General features: G+C 54.0%; 14 protein-coding genes. 4 read left to right on the top strand and 10 right to left on the bottom strand.

Going from position 1 to position 18977, the window contains the following annotated elements; genetic code table 11:
- Nucleotides 1-77: 77 nt before the first annotated feature.
- The 3 genes from ACFE8Q_RS23190 to ACFE8Q_RS23180 all read right to left on the bottom strand — a co-directional run bounded on the left by ACFE8Q_RS23190 (nucleotide 78) and on the right by ACFE8Q_RS23180 (nucleotide 4185).
- Nucleotides 78-1361, bottom strand: a complete 1284-nt coding sequence (locus ACFE8Q_RS23190) for an APC family permease (protein ID WP_375447826.1) — start codon at nucleotides 1359-1361, stop codon at nucleotides 78-80.
- Nucleotides 1358-3013, bottom strand: a complete 1656-nt coding sequence (locus ACFE8Q_RS23185; RefSeq protein ID WP_375447825.1) for a M28 family metallopeptidase — start codon at nucleotides 3011-3013, stop codon at nucleotides 1358-1360. The genes ACFE8Q_RS23190 and ACFE8Q_RS23185 overlap by 4 nt, the downstream gene beginning before the upstream one ends.
- Before the next feature lie 140 nt (nucleotides 3014-3153).
- Nucleotides 3154-4185 (bottom strand): helix-turn-helix transcriptional regulator, encoded by a 1032-nt coding sequence (locus ACFE8Q_RS23180; RefSeq protein WP_375447824.1) that lies wholly within the window; start codon nucleotides 4183-4185, stop codon nucleotides 3154-3156.
- Nucleotides 4186-4884: 699 nt separating this feature from the next.
- Here ACFE8Q_RS23180 and ACFE8Q_RS23175 point away from each other — a divergent pair.
- Nucleotides 4885-5997, top strand: coding sequence for a slipin family protein (locus tag ACFE8Q_RS23175; RefSeq protein WP_375447823.1), 1113 nt, complete (start codon nucleotides 4885-4887; stop codon nucleotides 5995-5997).
- A 76-nt stretch (nucleotides 5998-6073) separates the two neighbouring features.
- On the top strand, nucleotides 6074-7603 hold the full coding sequence (locus ACFE8Q_RS23170) for an RtcB family protein (RefSeq protein ID WP_375447822.1): 1530 nt from the start codon (nucleotides 6074-6076) through the stop codon (nucleotides 7601-7603).
- A gap of 187 nt (nucleotides 7604-7790) precedes the next feature.
- Here the strand turns inward: ACFE8Q_RS23170 and ACFE8Q_RS23165 are convergent, their stop codons facing one another.
- The 7 genes from ACFE8Q_RS23165 to ACFE8Q_RS23135 all read right to left on the bottom strand — a co-directional run bounded on the left by ACFE8Q_RS23165 (nucleotide 7791) and on the right by ACFE8Q_RS23135 (nucleotide 16122).
- Nucleotides 7791-8324: a hypothetical protein gene (locus tag ACFE8Q_RS23165; protein WP_375447821.1), complete on the bottom strand. Its 534-nt coding sequence runs from the start codon at nucleotides 8322-8324 to the stop codon at nucleotides 7791-7793.
- Between the two features lie 61 nt (nucleotides 8325-8385).
- Nucleotides 8386-9249, bottom strand: a complete 864-nt coding sequence (locus tag ACFE8Q_RS23160) for a chromate resistance protein ChrB domain-containing protein (RefSeq protein ID WP_375447820.1) — start codon at nucleotides 9247-9249, stop codon at nucleotides 8386-8388.
- Nucleotides 9215-10693: an amino acid permease gene (locus tag ACFE8Q_RS23155; protein WP_375447819.1), complete on the bottom strand. Its 1479-nt coding sequence runs from the start codon at nucleotides 10691-10693 to the stop codon at nucleotides 9215-9217. The genes ACFE8Q_RS23160 and ACFE8Q_RS23155 overlap by 35 nt, the downstream gene beginning before the upstream one ends.
- Nucleotides 10694-10714: 21 nt before the next feature.
- Nucleotides 10715-11548, bottom strand: a complete 834-nt coding sequence (locus ACFE8Q_RS23150; RefSeq protein ID WP_375447818.1) for a mycofactocin-coupled SDR family oxidoreductase — start codon at nucleotides 11546-11548, stop codon at nucleotides 10715-10717.
- Nucleotides 11541-12230 carry a carboxymuconolactone decarboxylase family protein gene (locus tag ACFE8Q_RS23145; protein WP_375447817.1) on the bottom strand — a complete coding sequence of 230 codons (690 nt, stop codon included), beginning with the start codon at nucleotides 12228-12230 and terminating at the stop codon, nucleotides 11541-11543. The genes ACFE8Q_RS23150 and ACFE8Q_RS23145 overlap by 8 nt, the downstream gene beginning before the upstream one ends.
- A 62-nt stretch (nucleotides 12231-12292) precedes the next feature.
- The gene (locus tag ACFE8Q_RS23140) at nucleotides 12293-13456 is read right to left on the bottom strand and encodes a methionine aminotransferase (RefSeq protein WP_375447816.1); all 1164 of its coding nucleotides are present in this window, start codon (nucleotides 13454-13456) and stop codon (nucleotides 12293-12295) included.
- 128 nt (nucleotides 13457-13584) lie between these two features.
- A complete protein-coding gene (locus tag ACFE8Q_RS23135) occupies nucleotides 13585-16122 on the bottom strand; it encodes a TonB-dependent receptor (protein ID WP_375447815.1) in 2538 nt (845 codons plus the stop codon).
- Between the two features lie 688 nt (nucleotides 16123-16810).
- On the opposite strand from ACFE8Q_RS23135, the gene ACFE8Q_RS23130 reads away from it, so the two are divergent.
- Nucleotides 16811-16948: a hypothetical protein gene (locus tag ACFE8Q_RS23130; protein ID WP_375447814.1), complete on the top strand. Its 138-nt coding sequence runs from the start codon at nucleotides 16811-16813 to the stop codon at nucleotides 16946-16948.
- 270 nt (nucleotides 16949-17218) lie between these two features.
- Nucleotides 17219-18910 (top strand): site-specific DNA-methyltransferase, encoded by a 1692-nt coding sequence (locus tag ACFE8Q_RS23125; protein WP_375447813.1) that lies wholly within the window; start codon nucleotides 17219-17221, stop codon nucleotides 18908-18910.
- Nucleotides 18911-18977: the final 67 nt, after the last annotated feature.

Here is an 18977-nt window from a genome sequence, read left to right as displayed (position 1 = left end):
GGGATTGGTTGATTGGTTATTGGGGGTAGAAGCTGACCAATCAACCAATAACCGATCAACCAGTAACCAATCCCCAATTACTTCCTCATTCGCCAATAAATCAATAGTCCGACTGCGGCGGCAATGGCTACGTCACGGGCTTCGCGGGCCGATCCGTTGCTGAGTAACCACAGGCAAAGCGCCACGGCCAAGCCCGAAATAAACCAGCCGCCCATTACCCGGAACTGGGCAGGAGGGGCCTGGGTACGTTGCCGAAAGATGGGTAGAGCCGCGCAGGTGAGGGCGAAATACGCTAATCGAATCAGGGTACTGAGCGTCAATGCATACAGGAACGTACCGGTAACCGCCAGGATAAGTTGCAAACCAGCGGTGAGCAGAATGGCGACATACGGCGTTCGAAAACGCGGGTGCGTGCGCGCCAGCCAATCGGGCAATTGCTGTTGCTCGGCCATCGCGAAAAGCAGTCGTGGACCGGTCAGCATCAGGGCGTGCAACGTACCCAGTGCCGTGACCAGGGCAACAACCGTGATGAACAATGCGCCCCCCCCGCCCATAAACTGCCCGGCGGCGTCGGCCAGTGGGCGTTCCGAATGAGCCAGATCGGGCAGCGTACCGATGCAAACGACCTGCACCGCCAGAAACAGCACCGCTACCGTGCCGATGGCAACCAGTAACGCTAGGGGGACCGTTCGTTGCGGCTGCTGGACTTCGCCCGACGGGATAGCCGCCACATCGAAGCCTGAAAATGTGAAAATTAACAGCAACACAGCCTGCGAAAACGGCGCGTAGTTCGGGAAGGTCGGAAACGTAAACGCGGCCTTATCAACAAAGAACAAGCCCACTCCCGCAAACGCACCAATCGCGAGCAGTTTACTGAGCGTGAACACGGTATTGATCCGCGCCGAGCGTTGAACCCCGATGTAATTGAGTGAAGCCAGGCCTACCACCAGTACCGTTATAACTCCGGCGCGTTCCCAGCCCTCGGCCAGTTGCGGCCGGAAAACCGCGGCGTAGCTGACAAACAGGTTGCAGATCGACGCGAACGCTGCCACTCGCGAGAGCCAGAACAGCCAACCCACCTCGAAACCAACCAGGGGACCGAACGCCACACGGGTGTACAGATAGGGGCCGCCAGTGCCGTTGAACCGACTGCTGACCTCGGCAAAACAAAGGATGATCAGCGTCACCACGGCCGCACTCACGCCATAAGCGAGCAGGCTCCAGGTACCAACCAGCGTATACAATCTAGCCGGTAAGCCCAGAATGCCTGCCCCTATGGTAATGTTAATGATCAGCGCGACGAAATCGAACCGATTAATGCCGCGTACTAATGCCCGACTGTCTGTTGGTAACTGACTCACTTGACCGCTGCCTTAGCACCGAATTTTGTTCCGAAAAAATCACCAGTGTTCCAGACGGGGCGGTCGTTTGCCTGGGCCGTGAGGTAGCCAATCAAAAATTGTAATTGTACATGCCGGGCCGCCGCGTTCCAGTCGAAAGGCTGGTTCATGTCGTCTTGTGGCGTGTGATAGATCGTGGCCCGCCAGTTGAGGTTGAGCTTGGTGCCGTCGCGGTCGTCGCCGGTGGTGCTGCCACTTTTGATGTAAATGGCCGGAATTCCCTGCCGAACAAAGCTGAAATGGTCGGAGCGCATAAACACGGATTGTTCAGGAATGGGGTCCTGCGCAATCTGCACACCCACGAATTTTGCGGCGGCGTCAACGGCTCCTTTCATGCTCGAATGCTCGGAACCGTAGGGCACAATATCGATCAGCGGATGGAAGAAGAAGGGCATGTCGAGGCAGAGGTTGGCCACGATCTTGTCTTTCGGAACGGTGGGGTTGCTGGCGAAATAGTCGGAACCGAGCAGGCCCATTTCTTCGCCTGTCAGGGCCACGAACAGGATAGACCGGCGGGGCTTCTTAGGCAGGGTTGAAAACAGCCGGGCCGCTTCCAGGTTGATCGCCACGCCTGATGCGTTGTCATGCGCTCCGTTATTGATCGAATCACCTTTTACCGGGCGGGTAATGCCGAGGTGGTCGAGGTGCGACACATAGACCACGTATTCGTCTTTTAATTTGGGGTCGGTGCCGGGTAGCAACCCGATGATGTTTTCGCCCACCAGTCCGTCGGTGATCTCGGTCTGGGTACGTGCCTGCGCCGAGATGTTGAGTGGGAATGACTGCGGCTGGTTCTTATTGGCCGTTAATCGGGCTTCCTCAAACGATTTATCCGCCTTGGCAAACAGCGAACGTGCCGTTTCATCACCCATCGAGGCAACCACTTTCAACTGCGGATAGGTACGTTGCGCCTGCCCTGTCGCGTCGGTCCAGCGGTAGGTTGCCTGCCGGTTGCGCGGCGCGTTCGATTCAATGCGGGCACTTACGTCGGTGGGGAGGCTGAAGGTGATGATGCCTACTGCGCCGCGCATGGCCGCTACTTCCTGCTTGGCCGAGTTGGAATACGCCCGTTGATTCGAAGGAAACGTTGAGGGCGCCCCGTTGAAACAGGCTACAATTTTCCCGCGCACATCAACCCCGGCGTAATCGTCGTAGCCCAGTTCAGGAGCCGACACGCCAAAGCCGACAAACACGATTGGTGCCGATACCTCGCTGATGGCTGCATTGTAGTTGGGGCTCAGAAAGAAGTTTTTGCCGTAGGTAAGCTGCCGCGGGCTGCCGTCCTGAATCAGCGCCATACTGCTGCCTTCGTCATGTACCTGCGCTTTCCGCAGTGGAACCGCCTGCCTGAAGCCGCCTTTCTGCCCAGCCGGTTTAAACCCGAGGGCGGTAAACTGTTTTTCCACATACTGCGCTGCCAGTTCAAAGCCCGGTGTACCCGGTTTGCGGCCCTGCAACTTATCGTCAGCCAGGTAGCGCATATGGGCTTCGATGGCTTCGGGCCGAACGCTTTTGGCAGCCTGTTGCGCGTCGGCAGAAATGGTAATTGTCTGAGCTGAGACCGACTGAATCAGGCCGACGCAAAGGAAGAGGAGAATGCGCTTCTTCGTCATAATTCGTAGCGTACTGGTAAGCTTGTTGTGAGGTGTTGCACCGGGAATTCAACGTCCGGATTACATAGTGCCAAGATAAGGCACATTCGTAGCAAAACGCCCGATAGCACCTTCAGCAACGTTAATTTGAGGGGATCGGACTAGGAAATCGGCAATTCTTGTGGAGTATACGCGTCGAGTCCGGCTCGCAACCGTTTCTGGATGATGTAGCGCAGGCGGGTGGGTTCGAGCACCTGCATGCCCTCGCCAAAGCCCAGGATTTCCTTTTCCAACTCAAAATTGTGTTGTACCAGCAGTTGAATCACAATACCGGCTCCGGTCCGTTCGAGCACCTGCTGCGAGTGGTGCAGCGGCTTGGTTTCCACATAAGGCGCGTGTCGGCTGGTGACGAATAGCTTCACCAACATGGGTCGCATGCTTTCGCTCACTGTCACGCCAATCACGTGCCGGTAATACAGATCAGGGTCGATGGTCTGGTTGGGTACGTAGTCGACGGTAGCGTTGATGCTGACGGCCAGCATCCGGTCCAGCGCCAGGTTGGTGAGCATCCCTTTCCCGTCGCGTAGTCCCACCGCAAACCAGCGGTTTTTAAACTCTTTAAGCCACCACACATGGAACGTAAACGTTTGCGGTGCCCGCGCCGAAAAGGACTGGTACTCAAGCTGAACCGCCTGCTTCTGAATCACAGCCTGATATAAAGCGTCTAGCCAGTGCAACCCTTTCAGGTTGTCGTTCTTCTCAAAATCAATGACTGGTGTCGATTTTTGGGCGGTCGAGTACACATGGTCCTCCAGCTTCTGCACTACTTCGTTGAGGGCCGCAAAATGCGAAAAGCCCCGGAACTGCTTCAGTACGTCAACCGCTTCGTTCATGCGCGCCAGATCGCCATCCGACAGCGGAATATTGGTGATGCTATAGGCTGGGTCTTCGTAGGTGTAATATTTTTTGTCGACCACCAGAATGGGTGCGAAGTAGCCCAGTTTGTCGCTCCGCATCATCTGCAAATCGGCCTGAACCGTACGCCGGCTGATGCCTTTGTCGATGCCTTCGTACTCGTACAGCGCTTCGGATACTCGCTCAATCAGGTCGTCGAGTGTCCAGGTACGTTGCCGATTGCGCAGGCAGGCATCCAGCGTTTTGTAGCGAACAAGGGCGTTTCGGTTGGCAGGCATACAGGATGAGGATGGTGTGAAACTATTGTGCTGTGAGGTGTTGCCGACGCGCTGTTAGCTCCGCACTTGTTGCTTACGCGTGGCCCTTCGACCAGGCGTAAGCAACAAGTGCGGAGACTACCTATACTATTGATTGTCAGAAATTATTTGGAAAAATGGTAAAACTAATTCAACTACGCAAAAAGACTGCGCAGTTGGGCTAAAGCTTTGTCGCAGTGAAAGCGTCGATGACCAAACCGGATGTGGGTTTCTGCATAGCCCCATAGTATCGCAGCCGCTGGCTGAGCCCGATATGCTGTTGGTCATGGGTCAATTTCACTACCAAAATGCGGGTTCGAATCCTGCTATCAACTCTGAAAAAGTTGATCCTATGGTTGGGAAGTCGACCACTTCTAAAAATGGTCTCTCGAAAAGTGAATCAGTCAGAAGCGACCCTGTTGCGGTTGGGCTTGCCCGGCCAAAACGGTTTAGCAAGTGCCAGCAGGCCGGTAGCGCGGCTGTCGGGCGTACGCGGTTGCTGCAAACGGAGTCTGATGGATTGGCTGGGTCGGTAGAAGGAGTTGCTTCTGCCGGGTCAGTTTATCTGCCAAACCAGGTTGTCGCCCCCACGTGCAAACACAGTCGCCAACCGGCTTCCGCTCTGGCTAGATGGGTCGCCTTCTGACGGGTTTTAATGAATTAGTATAACTCTCTATTCCAATGAAAACTGTACGCATCCAGGCCCATCAAATCGGGCTTTTGTTCAAACATGGCGGATTCAAGAAAATGCTTTCCGAGGGCAACCACTGGGTTTGGTCCAACGAAACCGTCTATGTCTACAACCAGGGAGAGCAGCTACAGAATCCGCCCTGCGATCTGGCCATTTTGCTGGAAAACGCGGAGGTAGCCGCTGCGCTCGACGTGGTTGAGGTCAACGACAATGAAATAGCCCTTCAGTACGAACGGGTTGGCTCATCGACGGGCCTGTTTCAGACCATTCTGCGCAAAGGCCGCTGGGCGTATTGGAAAGGGGTAAAACACTACACCTACATCAAAGCCGATCTGAACCAACTCGACATTCCGGCCGAAATTGATCTGGTGTCGTTGATGCCCCAACCCCTGTCGGCCTATGTGCGAACGTATACCGTTGAAGCGCACGAAAAAGGGGTGCTGTTCATCGACTGGACATTCAACCGGGTACTTACCCCAGGTACGTATCACTGGTGGAAAAACACGACGCCAATTCATGTGCTGAAAGTCGACACCCGGCAGCAGCAACTGGAGGTGTCGGGGCAGGAGATTCTGACCAAAGATAAAGCGTCGTTGCGGTTGACGTTCTTTGTTCAGTACCAGGTGCAGGACGTGATGAAAGCACTGGTCGAAAACAAGGACTACGACAAGCAGTTGTACATCGCGGTGCAAATGGCGCTGCGCGAGTACATCGGCGGCCTGACGCTCGACGAGATTCTTGATAAAAAGGGTGATCTGGCTCCGTTTATCGTAAACGCGACCGCAACCAGAGCCGAACAATTGGGTGTTGAACTACGAAACGGTGGTTTGCGCGACATCATTTTGCCGGGCGATATGCGCGACATAATGAACCAGGTGTTGATGGCCGAAAAGAAAGCCCAGGCCAACAGCATCATGCGTCGCGAAGAAACGGCCTCGACCCGCAGCTTGCTGAACACCGCCAAACTGATGGAAGACAATGAGATGCTCTGGAAATTGAAAGAGATGGAGTACGTCGAGAAAATCGCGGATAAAATCGGCTCGATTTCTGTCTCCAACGGAGGCTCGATGGTCGATCAGTTGAAGCAATTGTTTATAAAGTAAGTGATTACCCCTAAACCCTCAGGCCGGTCCGCCGTTGCGGGTCGGGGGTAAATCACCTAATCACCACAGTAACCAGATGGAATTATCAATCGACGACATCCTGACGCTGGGGCCAATCCCGGAGTCGTTACACCCCACTTTTCTGCGCGTAGCCAACGGCCTGATGCAGCGGGGCAATTACCCTCGTGAAAAAGTGATGGGCTTACTGGCCCAAATGCTCCAGAATCCGAAAAAATACGCCTTTTCGAAGAATAAGGTCACCAATCTGGCGCAGTCGGTTTATGAACTCACTAAGCAGGGAATCGCTATTCCGCTCAGCGAAATGGGAGCAACGTACCTGCCCGCCGAGTCTGCGCCCTATGTGCTGGGTACTGAGCAGAAGCAAGCCGAAAACGCCTTCGAGCTTCGCGAAGGGCCGCTGCCGTACGCTGTTTTTGGGCGCGATTTTATTGAAGAAGGGGCGCTGAAGCAAATGCACACCGCCGCCAGCCTGCCGGTGTCGGTAGCGGGTGCGCTTATGCCCGACGCCCATCAGGGCTACGGATTGCCAATTGGCGGCGTGCTGGCTACGGAAGCCAATACCGTGATTCCGTTTGCCGTTGGTGTCGACATTGCCTGTCGTATGTGCCTATCTATCTTCGGCTTACGGCCCGATTTTCTGAAGCGCGAACCGCACATGCTAAAGAAGGCGCTGGTTGAGCAGACCAAGTTTGGCATTGGCGGCGAAACCCGCGACAAGATCGACGAGAGCGTGATGGATTTGCCCGAATGGCAGGCTACGAAGGTGATCCGCGACCTGAAAGACAAAGCTTACCGCCAGTTGGGTAGCTCGGGAACGGGTAATCACTTTGTGGAGTGGGGTATTGTGAATGTGTACGCAGACGACGCCACACAGACTGGCCTGAACCTGCCACCGGGTGAATACCTGGCCTTGCTGTCGCACTCGGGTTCGCGTGGTTTTGGCGGAAACGTGGCGAATTACTACTCGAAACTAGCCATGCAAAAGACGAAGTTGCCAAAAGAAGCGGCCCATCTGGCGTGGCTCGACCTGAACACGCAGGAGGGACAGGAATACTGGATTGCGATGAATCTGGCGGGGGACTATGCCTCGGCTAATCACCACGAAATTCACCGGAAACTGGCTAAGGCGCTACGAGAGAAACCGCTGGTGATGGTGGAGAACCACCATAATTTTGCCTGGAAAGAGCAGTTGGCCGATGGTCGGGAGGTGATCGTTCACCGCAAAGGAGCCACACCCGCCGGACCTGATGTGCTGGGCATCATTCCCGGCTCCATGACGCAACCGGGCTACGTGGTGCGCGGGCGCGGTAACGTCGACTCGATCAATTCGGCTTCGCATGGCGCCGGCCGCTTGATGTCACGTACCCAGGCGTTCAACACCATCACGCGGTCGCAATGGAATAAAGCGCTGGTAGAAGCCGATATTCAACTGGTTGGAGGTGATCTGGATGAGGCTCCGATGGTGTATAAAGATATTGACAACGTCATTGAAGCCCAACGCGATCTGGTAACGGTATTGGCCAAATTCACGCCCAAAATTGTCCGCATGGCGGATGCCAATAGGAAAGAAGGGCGTGAAGATTAAGGGTAAAAATGAGTTATCGGCAATGAGTCTGTCAGCCCTCACGAAGTAGCAGTGGGGGCTGATCTGTCGACCATTCGCATGGGTTGTCTACCCGAGTGTTTTCAGCAAAACGTCCGGCACAGCCGCTCCAACATTAAGTTGGGCTTAGATCACCTGTTGATTAGCAGGTAGCGGTTGCGTTCATGGCTCAGAAAGCAAGGCCAAACTGGAAACCCAGCGTAACGCTCGTAGGTCGGTCGTTGCCGAAGCGAACGGGGAGCGGCACTGCCAGAAAGTAGTTCACCGGGCCGGGTCGACGGAAGGTCTTGTTCAAAACGGGCGTAACCCCATACCGACCACCCGTTTCAAATGCCAGCCGGTTGGCCAGGGTAAAGCCGTTGCCCAGCCCCACAAGTACACCCGGATGAAACAGCACATTGTTCATGCGGCTGACGCCTGCTTCGGACCGGATGAACGGGACAATCTCCAGTGAATAACCGATTTTAGCGGTCTTCCAGATGTTGACACCAACGGGAAAACCGACCTGATAAAACGTCTTGAAATTGACCACCGGCGCATCCTGACTGAACGTCACGATGGGGTGGAGAATGCCTTGATAGAGTACCGTGCGCGGGTACTCGTGTGGGGCGGGTGCCTGGGGCAATGCGGGTGTTGCTAGCGTTAGCCCGAAAAGAAATAAAGAAAAGAACCTGACCTGTTTGTACGAAGAGAGAGATGACATAAGTAGCATAGCAACGTTTGTGCAAGGCTACGAACGCCCACGCCAATGGCATAGAACATAATTAACCTTTGGCCGATTCTTTACCTTTTTGCACGTCTTTTCGATAAGCCGACGGGCTTTTGCCGATGAATTTCTTGAATACGCGGGTAAAATGGCTCTGATCCGAGAAGCCTGTCAGGTAGGCAATGTCGAGTAGCGAATGCTCGGGCTGGTCGAGTAGCTGAATGGCTTTTTCGATGCGCAGTTTTCGGATGTACTCGCCAAAGGTCAGCTTGTCGAAGTAGGTGGCAAATTCACGCGACAGGTACGTGGGGTTCATCTGCACCGCTTCCGAGAGGCCTTTGAGGCTGATGGTCAGGTTGGTATCGACATGGTCCTGAATCAGGGCTTCGAGTTCGCTGATCCAGCCGGGTGTGCGTTTGCGGTCTTTCTTTTGCGATGCCAGGTACGTTGTCATCACCTGAATCAGGCTGTTTTCGGTCGGGTTCTGGGTGTGCTTTTCGTGTTGCAGGTACGTTGCCCAACTGTAGAGCGCGTCGTAGATGAGCATGCCCTGCGCCAGCAACTCCTCATCGTTTCGCAGGTTGTGGGCCAGTCCGGCCGAGATAGCCCAGAGCCCGGCGGCCTGTTCGGCCAGCGCGTGATTGTCGGTGTCGGCCCCGCGCACGATGGGTGCCATTGTGTGCAGGGCCGGGTCGCGGAGGTCGTATTTTTTCAGGAAATAATCAAACGTACAATCGGTGCCGTAGTGCGAAAACTCAGCCCCAGTTATATCGAATGGCGTGGCCCCCAACGCCTCTGCTTTGGCCAGTACCTCGTCGGCGGGCACAAACACGATTTGGGCGCCGGGATCAATAAACCGACGGATCAGCCAGGGGCAGGCGATGCGGTCAATTTTCGGACGTTCGCGGGTGATCCAGATCATCACTTACGGTAGAAAGGTGCAGTTTACTGCGTTTTTTGCCATACACAAAATAGATCGCCAGACCGATCGCCAGCCATACGACGAGCCGCAACCAGGTGTCGCCGGGCAACGAGAACATCATTAGCAGGCAGGTCAGGATACCCAGAATTGGTACGACGGGCACCCAGGGAGTACGGAAAGCGCGGGGGACGTCGGGCTGTTTTTTGCGTAAAATCAAGATGCCGAGGCAGACCATCACAAAGGCCAGCAACGTACCTATACTCGTCATTTCACCCACTACCCGAATGGGTACAAAGCCCGCAAACAGACCGATGAAGACGCACAGCAGCACATTGGCTTTCCAGGGCGTACGGAAACGGGGATGGACCTCCGAGAACGCACGAGGCAATAACCCATCGCGGCTCATTGAGAAAAACACCCGCGACTGCCCCAGCAGATCGACCAGAATAACGGAGGTGTAACCGATCAGAATAGCTCCGATAATGAGTTGTCCCAGCCAGCGGTAGGGTGTTTTTTCGATGGCAATGGCAACCGGAGCCGCACTGTTCTTGAACTCCGTATAGTTGGCCATGCCGGTCATGACGTAGCCGAACAGCACAAACAGAATGGTGCAGACAACCAGTGACCCGATGATGCCGATGGGCATGTCGCGCTGCGGATTTTTGGCCTCCTGCGCCATCGTTGCCACAATGTCGAAGCCGATGAAAACGAAGAATACGACGCCAGCACCACGGAGAACGCCGCTCCAGCCATATTCGCCAAACGTGCCGGTGTTGGCCGGAATATAAGGCTGGTAGTTGGCCGGGTCGATATACTGCCAGCCGAGGGCGATGAACACGAGTACCACCAGTACTTTCAGGGTTACCACAATGGCGTTGAAGATGGCCGAGCCCGATGTGCCGCGAATAATGACGCCGGTAATGAGCACCACGATCAACACCGCAGGTACGTTCATGAAACCCGATACGGTTGAGCCGTCGGCTCCAGTGGCGGTTTCAAACGGCGACAACATAATCTGAGGGGGAATGTGCAGGCCATAATTACTCAAAAAACGATTGAGGTACTGCGACCAGCTAATGGCCACCGTAGCGGCCCCAACGGAGTACTCCAGCACCAGGTCCCAGCCGATGATCCAGGCAAAGAGTTCGCCCAGGGTTGCATAGGCGTAGGTATAGGCGCTGCCCGAAATAGGCACCATGGCGGCAAACTCGGCATAACATAACGCGCTGAACGCGCAGCCCACCGCCGCCACCACAAACGACAGCGTCACGGCGGGACCGGCATGGTTGGCGGCGGCAATACCCGTCAGCGAAAACAGGCCTGCGCCGATGATGACGCCGATACCAATGGCGACCAGGTTGAAGGCCCCGAGCGAACGTTTGAGGGTCGATGAGTCACTGGCTGCCGCTTCCTGCCGCAACCTGTCAAGTGATTTAATACGCATAAAAACGTTGAGAAACGACTATTACCGGGTCAGTAAACCCGCGTCGAGTACAAATTGGGAGCCGGTGATATACCGTGCCCCATCGGACACCAGGTAAAGTACCATCGCTGATACATCTTCAGGTTCAACCCAGGGAACCGGCAATAAATTGCCGGCCGACCGTTCGGCAATCTCCTGCGTGGTCGTGCCTTCGAGCGCGGCCAGCCCGTCGTTCATCGGCGTGTTGACGCCCGTTGGATGAATGGAATTGACCCGTATGTTGTGGGGAGCCAGCTCGATAGCCCATGATTTGGTCAGCCCCACAAGCCCCCATTTCGAGGCTGCATAATGGCTCAACCGACCCATGCCCCGTAGCCCGGCGATGCTCGAATTGTTGATAATAACGCCCGATTTCTGGTCGATCATCACCGGAATAATGCGCCTTGCCACCAGCCACGCGCCCTTGAGGTTGATGTCGAGCATGGCATCCCAGGCGTCTTCGGTTAATTCATGGGCGAGTCCGTAGGCGCAAATGCCCGCGTTGTTGAAGAGAATATCAATCCGCCCGAACTCGGCCAATGCCTGCTCTACGGCGCGGGTCACGTCGGCATCGTTTCGAACGTCGCCCGTCACAGTCAGGCAGCGCGGCGATGCGTCGGATGGTCCCAGGGCTTCCACGTCCTGTTTGAGTTGGGTTAGTTCGTCGGCGGAGCCAAATGTGTAGGCCGGGTACGTTAAGTTTTTGGCCACGTCGAAGGCAACAATGTTGATACCTTCTTTGGCCAAAGCGAGTGCAACGGCCCGGCCCTGTCCGTGGGCGGCACCGGTGATAAAGGCTACCTTGCTGGCAGTTTGATTTCCAGATAAGTCAGGCATGAGTTGTGTCGGTTCGGCCTTCCGATTGGATTACCGGTAAATAGGGGTAGAGGTATTCGTCGATCGTAACGTGCAACACGTTGTTGATCAGGTTTGTAGCGATCATCTGCCCGGCAAAGGCGACGAGCGTGACAATTTCCTGATCGGAAAACCGCTGCCGGATGGGTTCGTAGGTTTCGTCCAGTACCGTACCCCGGTTTTGGGCGATGGTTGCGCCAAAATCCAGCAGATATTGTTCGTCGTCGGTCAGGTGCAGGTCTTCGGGCCGTTCGCCATGCTGGATGATGATCTTGCGAAAAAACGTGGTACAGAGCGGGCAATTTGACGCTTCGGAAATAGCGTGCGCAAACAAGTACGCCGCCCGTTCGCCAACAATTCCGATCACGGCATGATAGAGCGGATACCACTGCATGTAGACGTCGAATGCCAGCGGCGAATGGCTCAGCGTGGCTTTCATATTGGTAATCCGTGAGCCGGGGTAGTCGTCGATATGCTTCGCCCAGGCCGCTTTCAACTCGGCGGAGGCGTCGGATTCGGGAAGTGGATGAATGCGGGGTATCATGCTGTGTTTTTGGTTTGTTGCTTCACGCTTGTGTGTATTGCTGACGCATAGCCCTTCGACTCCGCTCAGGGTGACAGGAAACCCAGGTACGTTGATGACGATCTTGAGTGAGAGTGTCACCCTGAGCGGAGTCGAAGGGCCATGCGTCAGCAATACACACAAGCGCGAAGCAAAACGCGCCCTTACAAAGTTGTCCACTTCACCAGTCGTTCCCCGGCGCGGAGGAGCGTGTCGTTGTCTTTGGCGAAGCAGAAACGGAGGATCTTATAGTCGTTCTTCTGATCGTAGAAAACAGATACCGGAATAGACGCGACACCAATTTCATTGGTGAGGCGGATTGCCAGGTCGTAGTCAGGTTCGTCGGTGATGACGGCGTAGGAAACGTTCTGGAAGAAGGTGCCTTCGGTGGGTACGTACCTGAAACGCGACCCGGCGATGGCCTGTAAAAACAGATCGCGCTTTCGCTGATAAAAGGCGGGGAGTTGCAGATAACGCTCAGGCTGTTGCAGGTACTCGGCCAGCGCGTATTGCATCGGCGTGGAAACACTGAACGTCAGAAACTGGTGAATCTTCCGAAACTCAACCGTTAGCTCGGTAGGGGCGAGGCAGTAGCCGACTTTCCAGCCCGTGATGTGAAACGTCTTGCCGAACGAGCCAATCACAAACGTGCGTTCCTGCAAAACCGGGTGCTGCATCAGCGACACGTGTGGCCGCTCATCAAAGGTGATATGCTCGTAGACTTCATCGGCAATCACGAAGATGTCGCGGTCACGAATCAGGTTGGCGAGTTGGTTCAGGTCGTCGCCCGTCCAGACGCGGCCGGTGGGGTTGTGGGGCGTGTTGACCAGCATGAGCCGGGTACGTTCCGTAATCTGTTCGGCCACCTGCGCCCAGTCGATGGCGTAATTGGGTGGAGTGAGCGACACGAAAACGGGAGTTCCGCCCGCCAGTTCGATGGCGGGTACGTAGCTGTCGTAGGCGGGTTCAAACACGATCACTTCATCGCCGGGTTGCACCACCGCCGTAATAGCCGCATACAGGGCTTCGGTAGCACCCGACGTGACGGTTATTTCCGTATCTGGGTTGTAGCTGATGCCGTACAGGTCGACGGTTTTCTGCGCGATGGCGTCGCGCAGTACCGGCACGCCCGCCATCGGCGCATACTGATTGTGGTTCGCCCGCATCGCTTTCGTCACCAGCTCAAGCAACGCCGGGTCAGCCGGGAAACTCGGAAATCCCTGCGACAGATTCAGCGCCCCCACATCCGCCGCCAGTTTCGACATGACCGTGAAAATCGTGGTACCAACGCGGGGAAGTTTGGACGAAAGCGTTTGTAAGGGCTGCATACTGGCAAAGAAACATGAGAGGTCAAAGGTACGATCAGTTATAAAAAATAAGCTTCGCGCTACGGTCCGACGTTGCGGCGTGTAGCGCGAAGCACGATTAGCTGGCAAGCAAGCTGGAGTCACATTGCTTAGAATGAGTAGCGAAGCGTTACACCGTAGGTACGTGGGTCGCCAAGCACGGCGCCATATTGCCCGGCGTTTCCGGGAGCGGGCAGCAGTTGCTCAAAGTAGTTCTGGTTCAGCAGGTTGCGGCTCCACAGGAAGACCGATGTGCCGTTTGAGGCCCGGAAACCAACGCGGGCATTCACAAGCGTATAGCCGTCGATGTTCAGGTATTGCGAGGGTGATGGGCTCGACGAGAATGACGAGCGGTAATAGCCATCGGCGGCAACGAAGTACCGACCTTCCTGCGACAGGAATTTACCGGCAGAAGTTACTTCACTCCCGAGCGAACCCGCCCATTTCGACACGCCCGGCAGCGCACCTCCCGACACATCCTTGAACGCCTGAGCGGCACCCGTTTCTTCGAGCGGCACCGGCGCATTTTTAAACGACACATACTTGGCATCCGTGTAGGCCAGTGCGCCGTATACCGAGAACGCGTTGCTAACCCGCAGATTACCATCCAGTTCTACGCCCCACACCCGCACTTTTTCGGCATTGGCCAGATAGCCCCGGTTGACGCCGGGCTCAGGCGTTTGCACCTGGGTCTGGTAGTCTTTGATGTCGCTGTTATGCACCACCAGGTTCAGCACCGAATTTGGCGATGGCTTGGTTTTTATGCCCACTTCGTAGTGCGTCACAAACTCGGGGTTCACACGGGCCAGGTCGGTCAGTACCTGTCCGTTGGCCGTTGGTAATCCGCCAATATTGATCCCGATAGGTTTGTAGCTGGTCGAGTAGGTAGCGAAGGCATTCAGGCGGTCACTCGCCTTGTATTGTAGCGTCAACTGACCCGAGAAGTTGGTTTCGTCTACGTCGGCATCGAACGCCTGGTTTGAATACACGCCGTTTTTGAGGGCTAGCAGCGCGGCGTCGGTCGTTTGCAGGCCGCCGTAGGTTTCCCGTTTGTAGTTGGCAATCTTCCGGTCGTAGTTATAACGGATGCCGGGCAGGAAGCGAAGCTTGTCGGTGATTGCCCAGTCGGCCTGCGCGAACAAAGCGGCACTGGTACTGCGGATACGGTTGGTGGTTCGGATGCCGAAGTTATCAAACAGGCCGGGTGTTTTCCACAGTGCGCTGGTCGAGCTTTGGGCAAAACGCCACTGTGCCGAGCCTGCTTCTTCGGTCTGTACGGGGTCTGACTTTAAATCCTGGTAGAGATAGAACGCACCAATAACACCGCTTACCCGCGACGACACGTTGCCTGCGTAACGGATCTCCTGCGAATACTGGTCATGTTGTGAATTACCCGCTGAAATGGTGAATACGGGTAGCCCGATATAATCCCGGTCGTTGAGTGGATCCCAATTCCAGTACCGCCAGGCCGTTGTCGATGTTAGTGTCCCCCCGCCAATCTTGATGTCAGCGTTGAGCGATGCCCCGCCCAGCTTGTTGTTTGCCCGCGATGGCGTGTCCTGATCCGTTATCCGGTCGAAGGGGTTAGTTGAGGGTAATTTATAGCCCAGATCGGCGATGATGGCATTGAACTGGCGATAGGCAGGCCGCTGGGTTGGCACCACCCCGGCATAAATAACGGCGTAGCCAAGGGGTTTCTGATCGGTCATATCGCCAGCCAGCGTGAGCCTGACGTTGTCGCTGGGCGTGTAGAGCAGTTGCCCCCGAACGCCGAGGTTGTTTAAGCTATTAGTTGGCTGCTGGGTACGTACATTATAGATCACGCCGTTGCGCTGGGTGGCGGAAAACGACACACGGGCGGCCAGCTTGTCGCTCAACGGACCAGTTATGGATGCCTTGGCCTGCATGTAGTTGTAGTTACCGTAGCTTACCTCAAACGTGGCTCCCGGCTGGAAACTGGCAGGCCGGGTGGTGATGTTGAACGCACCGGCCGTGGTGTTCTTGCCAAACAACGTTCCCTGCGGACCGCGCAGCACCTCGATCTGGTCAATATCCACAAAGTCGAGGGCGGTGGCGGCGGGACGGGCATAGTAAACACCGTCGACATAGAAACCCACGCCCGGATCAATACCATCGTTTGTGAGTCCGAAGGTTGAGCCCAGGCCCCGGATGTTGAGTGTCGTGTTGCGGGCGTTCGACGAATAAAGCTGTACCGAAGGCACCAGTTCTTTAACCCGATTCACGTTAAACGCGCCGGCATCTTCGACCAGCGCGCCCCGCAACACCGAAATTGGAATGGGTACAGACTGGGCCGACTCCTGCCGACGGCGGGACGTAATGACCACGTCGGCCAGTTCATTGGTGCCCTCCTCTAGTATGATCTCTACATTATTCTCGCTGATAACGACGTCGGTGGTCTTGTAGCCAACGAAGGAAACCGTGAGCGTGAAGGGGAGTTTCTGGCCTGTGAGGAGCGTAAAACGACCATCTTCTTTGGCTGATGATCCGTTCGTGGTGCCTTTGATAACCACCGTTGCGCCAATCAGGGGTCGCTCGGTGCGGGCATCTATGATTCGGCCCGCTATGGTTGCATTGATAATTGGGGTATTCTGCGCCGCTGACCATAAAGGCATCAGCAGGATTGACATTTGTAAAACTGTTACTAAAAAGTGTCTCATTGTCAGGTGTATTGTCATTGTAAAGTTTGAATGGGGGAGCTAATCAACTACTGGCTCTCAAGCGGAAGGATGCGTAAATGCGGGCATTACGTCAGAACGACAGTGAATCATTAATACTTAAAGTCTATATACTAAATAGAATAAATGAGGCAAAAAAAGCATTGCTTTCCATCGTCGCGGACTACCGCCGAATAGGCGAATTGACCTGACGCATAAGCAACGCCGCAAAGTTGTGTCAGAAATAGTAAATCTGAAAGGAAAGTTAAATAAATGATTGCCAATAAGTTATGTTAATAGTCTATCGGGTTTAGGGAGTATTCTACTGATTCAATTGACTAGGTGTACTAACCAATTCATTGTCAGGCAATGGGGGTGTTCGGGGGTCGATTAAAATGGATAAGGCAACGAATACCTGGGAAGGTATGTAAAATGCTTTTGCTGTGCTTCACGCCGTAGTGTATGGCTTCGCGCTGAAGGTTGCTGTCGCCTGGCCCTTCGACTAGGCGTCCCCGACAGGCTCAGGGTGACAAGCCCACCCAAGTTGGTCAACACCATTTGGATGTGAGTTGTCACCCTGAGCCTGTCGGGGACGCCTAGTCGAAGGGCCTACAGCGCGAAGCAATACTATCCCCACCCATCTACAACTCACGTTAACCACATGAAAAGACAACACACTATTGCCGGGAACCGCATCGATTCGGCGAGCGGCGTACCGATCAGCAATACGCGTTTGCCCTACACAAACCCGTTCCAAACTTGCCTGAGTCGACTTGCCGGGCTATCTTGCTGGCTATAATCAAGCGAAAAATCGAGCACAAAAGACAAGTCATTCTGATATAAAGACATAGCGTTGCTAACAGTTTCCTCTACCGTAAAGTGTCCAAAATTTTGATGCAGAGGGAGACAGTTAAGCAGGACGCGCTCGAAAGGGCGTGTCCTCTTCTGTTTCATGCAGTTCTGTACAGGTGCTGGACACACCTTCGGTAGACTACTTGGGCAGCGGAGGCCGCCCGTTTTTTTTGCCCTCTGAGCCTCGGGGCACTCACCTACATCCCCGACGCTCATAATGCCCACACTTACCTGGATAGGGAAAGATAAAGTAATCAACCATCATCACGATGTACCCTTTCGGGTGCTCGATGCGCAGTACACCTACGGAGAAGCCGACTCGCCTAATCGTGTGACAGGCAACCGCATTATTCACGGTGATAATCTGGAGGCATTGAAAGCACTGTTGCCGTATTACGAAGGCCGTATCAAGTGCATTTATATTGACCCTCCCTACAATACCGGGAAGGAAAACTGGGTCTACAACGACAATGTAAATGATCCAAAAATCAAGCGTTGGTTAGACAAAATCGTAGGCAAAGAAACCGAAGATTTCAGTCGCCATGATAAATGGCTGTGCATGATGTGTCCTCGCCTAAAATTGCTTCATGCTATGTTAGCTGAGGATGGACTGATTTTCATCTCAATTGACGACAACGAATACCACAACCTTAAAATACTTATGGATGAGGTGTTTGGACGTCGAAATATGCTTGTCAATTTCACTTGGCGTACTGATGGCAATTTTGACAATCAAGCCAAAATTAAAAAATGCCATGAGTATATTTTAGTTTACGCCAAGAATGAGGTTTTATTTAATGCTCCACAAGTAATTGATCCTAATGTTAATTCAGAAAGTAAACTTTTTAAAACTGAGATCAGGAATACGATAGTAAAAAATGGCTCAAAAAATCCTGTTAGCAGGATTACTCTTCCTATTGGCTTTCCTGCTAGTTTTAAAAATGGTATAATCAGGAAGCGCGAAAATTCATTTCCTATCTATCATCAGGATGCTTTCATAGAAGATTTCAAATTACTGAATCAAGTAGAAGTAGAAAGCGGATGGAGTTCAAAGGATATTCTTTTGAAGTACATTAATACTGGATTCCAAGCTGTTAAAGACACCAAAGGACAAAATACATTTTTCGAGATAATTCCTTCTGGAGCAATTGAAAATTATAAACCTCGTGAAGGAAGTAGCCATGTTATTAGCGTTTTGCAAAATCTTGGAAGTACTCAAAACACAAGCGAGGAATTAAAAAAGATGGGTATCAAATTCGATTACCCAAAACCAGTTGATTTGATAAAATATCTAATTAGCCTTGTGGCTGATCCAAACTGCATTGTACTTGACAGTTTTGCAGGTTCTGGAACTACTGCCGATGCAGTGTTAAAGTTGAATCAAGATGGCGGAAATCGAACGTTCATCTTGATTCAAATGACTGAAAAAGACAAGGAGGGTAAAGAAGTAAATATTTGTGAAACCATCACCGCCGAACGGGTCCGCCGTGTGATCGACGGCTATGGCGACAAGGAAGGCACGGGCGGCGGATTCACCTACTATGAACTTGGCGAGGCCCTGTTTACCGACGATGGCCTGCTCAACGAAGCGTTGCCCCTCGACCGAATCCGGGAGTACGTCTGGTATTCGGAAACACGAACGGCGTTACCCAGCCCAACCGCCGACCAACCCAACGCCGATGAACCCGCCGAGACGCCGCATTTTCTGGGCCGACGCTACGAAACGGCCTACTACTTCTACTACAAACGCGACGAGCTAACCACGCTCGATTACGACTTTCTGGCCACCGTGCAAACCCGCGCCGAACAGTACGTCATCTACGCCGACAACTGCCTGATCAACAGGGAGTGGCTTCAGCAGCGACACATCATTTTCAAGAAAATTCCCCGGGACATTTCCCGGTTTTAATACCCCACTCCCGGTAGGGGGTTCTCATAAAATGAGAATAGTATGAAATTGCTGACGCGCGTCCCTT

The organism is uncultured Fibrella sp., assembly GCF_964250085.1.
GTDB lineage: Bacteria > Bacteroidota > Bacteroidia > Cytophagales > Spirosomataceae > Fibrella.
This window is presented reverse-complemented; position numbering and strand designations above follow the sequence as displayed.

Bases quoted from the DNA above. Each gene is read 5' to 3' on its own strand.
- ACFE8Q_RS23185 (WP_375447825.1), bottom strand. From the start codon at position 3,013: ATGACGAAGAAGCGCATTCTCCTCTTCCTTTGCGTCGGCCTGATTCAG.
- ACFE8Q_RS23180 (WP_375447824.1), bottom strand. From the start codon at position 4,185: ATGCCTGCCAACCGAAACGCCCTTGTTCGCTACAAAACGCTGGATGCC.
- ACFE8Q_RS23175 (WP_375447823.1), top strand. From the start codon at position 4,885: ATGAAAACTGTACGCATCCAGGCCCATCAAATCGGGCTTTTGTTCAAA.
- ACFE8Q_RS23170 (WP_375447822.1), top strand. From the start codon at position 6,074: ATGGAATTATCAATCGACGACATCCTGACGCTGGGGCCAATCCCGGAG.
- ACFE8Q_RS23165 (WP_375447821.1), bottom strand. From the start codon at position 8,324: ATGTCATCTCTCTCTTCGTACAAACAGGTCAGGTTCTTTTCTTTATTT.
- ACFE8Q_RS23160 (WP_375447820.1), bottom strand. From the start codon at position 9,249: ATGATCTGGATCACCCGCGAACGTCCGAAAATTGACCGCATCGCCTGC.
- ACFE8Q_RS23155 (WP_375447819.1), bottom strand. From the start codon at position 10,693: ATGCGTATTAAATCACTTGACAGGTTGCGGCAGGAAGCGGCAGCCAGT.
- ACFE8Q_RS23150 (WP_375447818.1), bottom strand. From the start codon at position 11,548: ATGCCTGACTTATCTGGAAATCAAACTGCCAGCAAGGTAGCCTTTATC.
- ACFE8Q_RS23140 (WP_375447816.1), bottom strand. From the start codon at position 13,456: ATGCAGCCCTTACAAACGCTTTCGTCCAAACTTCCCCGCGTTGGTACC.
- ACFE8Q_RS23135 (WP_375447815.1), bottom strand. From the start codon at position 16,122: ATGTCAATCCTGCTGATGCCTTTATGGTCAGCGGCGCAGAATACCCCA.
- ACFE8Q_RS23130 (WP_375447814.1), top strand. From the start codon at position 16,811: ATGAAAAGACAACACACTATTGCCGGGAACCGCATCGATTCGGCGAGC.
- ACFE8Q_RS23125 (WP_375447813.1), top strand. From the start codon at position 17,219: ATGCCCACACTTACCTGGATAGGGAAAGATAAAGTAATCAACCATCAT.